Annotated in this window: 1 protein-coding gene; it reads right to left on the bottom strand. The window is 68.9% G+C overall.

The genetic code is table 11. From position 1 onward, the window contains the following. The coding region (locus ACFV2X_RS55300) for an SDR family NAD(P)-dependent oxidoreductase (RefSeq protein ID WP_385631853.1) at positions 1–4,086 on the bottom strand (4,086 nt) is incomplete at both ends.

Below are 4,086 nucleotides of genomic sequence, written 5' to 3'. Positions count from 1 at the left end.
ACCACCTCCAGGAGCGACCAATCGACAAACGGCGCCAACGCCGCCTCACACTCCACCATCCGCTCCCGGAACACCACCGACGACCCCAACAAACCCCCCGCCATCCCCAACCACTGCGAACCCTGACCCGGAAACACCAACACCACCCGACCAGCCGACCCCACCACCCGGCCGGCCACCACACCCGCATCCAGGCCAGCCAGCAGCTCCTCGCGGTCCCCGGCCACCACCACCGCACGATGCTCAAACACCGACCGCCCCACCAACCCACACGCCCCACCCACCACATCCACATCAACCCGCTCCGCCACATACCCCCGCAACCGAGCCACCTGCCCACGCAACGCCACCGCAGACTTCCCCGACACCACCCACGGCACCACCGTGCCTGTACCGGATGTGCCGGCCGGTCGATCTTCCGTCTGCGGTCCGGACGGCGCCTGCTCCAAGATCACATGCGCGTTGGTGCCGCCCACGCCGAAGGCCGACACTCCCGCCCGACGGGGCTGCCCGGTCTCCGGCCAGTCACGCTGCTCGGTCAGCAGCTCCACCGCCCCCGCCGACCAGTCCACATGAGACGACGGCTCATCAATGTGCAATGTCCGCGGCAAGATCCCTTGCCGCATCGCCATCACCATCTTGATGACACCCGCCACACCCGCCGCCGCCTGCGTGTGCCCGATGTTCGACTTCAGCGACCCCAGCCACAACGGCCGATCCTCCTCCCGGCCCTGGCCATACGTGGCCAGCAACGCCTGCGCCTCGATCGGGTCGCCCAGCGTCGTCCCCGTCCCATGCGCTTCAACCACATCAACATCGCCCACACCCAGCCGCGCATCCCCCAACGCCTGCCGAATCACCCGCTGCTGCGACGGACCATTCGGCGCCGTCAACCCATTCGACGCACCATCCTGATTCACCGCAGAACCACGCACCACCGCCAACACCCGATGACCCGCACGAAGAGCATCCGACAACCGCTCCACCACCAACACACCCACACCCTCAGACCACCCCGTACCATCCGCACCCTCCCCAAACGCCTTACACCGCCCATCCACCGCCAACCCCCGCTGACGACTGAACTCGATAAACGGACCGGGGGTCGGCATGACGGTCACGCCGCCCGCCAGGGCCAGCGAGCACTCGCCCCGTCGCAGCGCCTGCACCGCCAGATGCAACGCCACCAGCGACGACGAGCAGCCGGTGTCCATGGTGACGGCCGGTCCCTCCAGGCCGAATGTGTAGGACAGACGGCCGGACGTCACGCTGCCGGTCGTGCCGGTGAGAATGTAGCCTTCCGTTTCCGCGGTCCCCTGGTGCAGCCGCGGCCCGTAGTCCTGCGTCATCGCCCCGATGAAGACACCGGTCTGGCTGCCGCGTAGCGAGGCCGGATCAATACCCGCCCGCTCAAACGCCTCCCACGACGTCTCCAACAGCAACCGCTGCTGCGGATCCATCGCCAACGCCTCACGCGGCGAAATACCAAAGAACCCCGCATCGAACTCACCCGCCGCATGCAGAAACCCGCCCTCACGCACATACGACTTCCCCACCGCATCCGGATCGGGGTCGAACAACCCCTCCAGATCCCACCCACGGTCCTCCGGAAAACCCGACACCGCATCCCCACCCGACACCACCAACCGCCACAAGTCCTCCGGAGACACCACCCCACCCGGAAAACGACACCCCATCCCCACCACGGCGATCGGATCCTCAGCCGCAGACCCCAGAACTCCCGCCGCCACCGGTACCAGTTCGGCCGCCGCCTCAGGCACCCCCAGCACCTCGGCACGCACAAAGCGAGCCAGCGCCATCGGTGTCGGATGGTCGAACACCACCGTCGTCGGCAACCGCAGCCCCGTCACGGCGTTCAACCGGTTCCGCAGCTGGACGGCCGTCAGCGAGTCGAAGCCGAAGTCCCGGAATGCCTTGTCGGGGCTGATCGCGTCAAAGGTCCCGTGACCCAGGACTTCCGCGGCCCGGGCGCGTACCAGGTCCAGGACCATCGCGTGCTGCTCGGCCTCGGACAGGCCGATGAGAGAAGTCCGCAGTGCGGAGTCCGGGGCCTGGGTAGCGACCGCGGCAGCGGGCCCTGCCGTGTCGCCGCGTTCCAGTGCCTCCTGGGCTTCCGGCAGTGCGGACAGCAGTGCACTCGGTCGTGCGGCGGTGAACTGCGGTGCGAATCGCTGCCAGTCGATGTCGGCCACGACCACCGATGTCTCGTGGGCCAGGGCCGTGTCACCCAGGACGGCCACTGCCGTCTCCGGAGCCATGGCTCGCAGACCGCGGCTGCGCATCCACCCGGCGACATCGCCGCCGGCCATTCCGCCGCCGTTCCACATGCCCCAGGCCATCGCGACAGCCGGCAGCCCCTTTGCCCGTCGGCTGTGTGCGAGGGCGTCCAAGTGCGCGTTGGCCGCGGCGTAGGCGGCCTGCCCGCTGCCACCCCAGATCCCGGCGCCCGAGGAGAAGAGAATGAAGGCGTCCAGAGTGTCGCCGTCCTGGAAGAGGCCGTCCAGGTGTGTTGCTCCGACGACCTTGGCGGAGATCACCTCGGCAAGGTTCTCGATACGAGTGTCGGCAACAGGAATCGAGCTGACAGCCCCGGCCGCGTGGATGACAGCGCGGATCGGTGATTCTTCCGAGGCCACTCGGTCTACGAGGTCGGCCAGCGCGGCACGGTCGGTGACATCACACGCCTCGATCGTCGTCCGTGCGCCAAGGGCGGCCAGCTCGGCCTCGAGCTCTTCCGAGTCGGCGGTGGAACGGCCGCTCCGGCTGATCAGTACGAGATGTTCGGCACCGTTGGCGGCGAGCCAGCGCGCGACATGTGACCCGACCGCACCCGTGCCGCCGGTGACCAGGACGGTGCCGCGAGGCCGCCACGCGGTGGCGTGGCGTGCCTTCGGCGGCATGGCGCGCAGGAGGCGGCGCGCGAAGACACCAGCTCGGCGTACGGCCACCTGGTCCTCGCCGTTCAGCCCCGCGACGACGCGAGCCAGGTGGCGTACAGCCTGCTCATCCGGTGTTTCCGGGAGGTCGACAAGCCCGCCCCAGCGCTCGGGGTGCTCAAGCCCGGCCACCAAGCCCAGCCCCCACGCCTGGGCCTGCTCCGGAGATGTCTCCCCATCCGTGCCGGGGACACGGGTGGCTCCGCGCGTGGTGCACCAGAGCGGCGCGTCGATCCCCGCATCGCCCAGCGCTTGAAGCAGCGTTAGTGTGGCCGTGACACCGACCGCCAATTCGGGGTGTTCCGGATGGCGGGCCTCATCGTGGGCGAGCAGCGAGAGCACTCCGCTCGGCTCGGGTGTGTCCAGGGCCGCCAGGCGCCGTGCGAGCCCGGCACGGTCAAGGTTCACGTCAGCCGAAAGGCGGACCACTTCGGCGCCGGACCGGGTCAGCGCGTCCTCGACGCCGGCGAGCAACGCGTCATCGGGTCTCCCGGAGGGGGCCACAAGCAGCCAGGTGCCCGTGAGCCGGGTGGCGTCATCGGTGGCGACGGGATGCCAGCCGATCCGATAGCGCCAACCGTCCGATGCGGACAGCCGCCGGTTGTGCCGCCGCCACGGCGTGAGCAGCGAGATGACGTCGCCAACCTGCGCCGAGTCGGCCACCCCGAGGGCGTCTCCCAGGGCGGTGTGGTCCCCGCTGTCCAGGGCCTGCCAGAACTGCCGTTCGGCATGGTCGCTCTGTGCCTCACCTGTGCCAGGACGCGCGGGTGTGGCGTGGAGCCAGTAGCGCTCCCGCTGGAAGGCATACGTCGGCAGATCATCAACAGGCGCGGCGTCGGCAGGCAGCACCGCCGACCAGTCCACCGGCAACCCAGCCACGAAGGCCTCACCGAGCGACATCAACAGCCGCCGCTGTTCGTCTTCATCCCGGCGCAACGTCCCCAACACCACCACATCGGAAGCATCGGGGACTTGCTCCGCGGTCTGCTCCACCGCAGCAGTCAAGACGGGATGCCCGCTGACCTCGATGAACCCATCAAAGCCGTCGGCCAACAGACTCCGTACAGCGGTCTCGAACCGGACCGTCTGCCGGAGGTTGGTGTACCAGTACCCGGCATCCAGCCCGCTG

The sequence above is a fragment of the Streptomyces sp. NPDC059679 genome (assembly GCF_042734105.1).
Lineage (GTDB): Bacteria > Actinomycetota > Actinomycetes > Streptomycetales > Streptomycetaceae > Streptomyces.
Note: the sequence above shows the minus strand (reverse complement) of the source record. Positions and strands in the feature narration are given on the sequence as shown.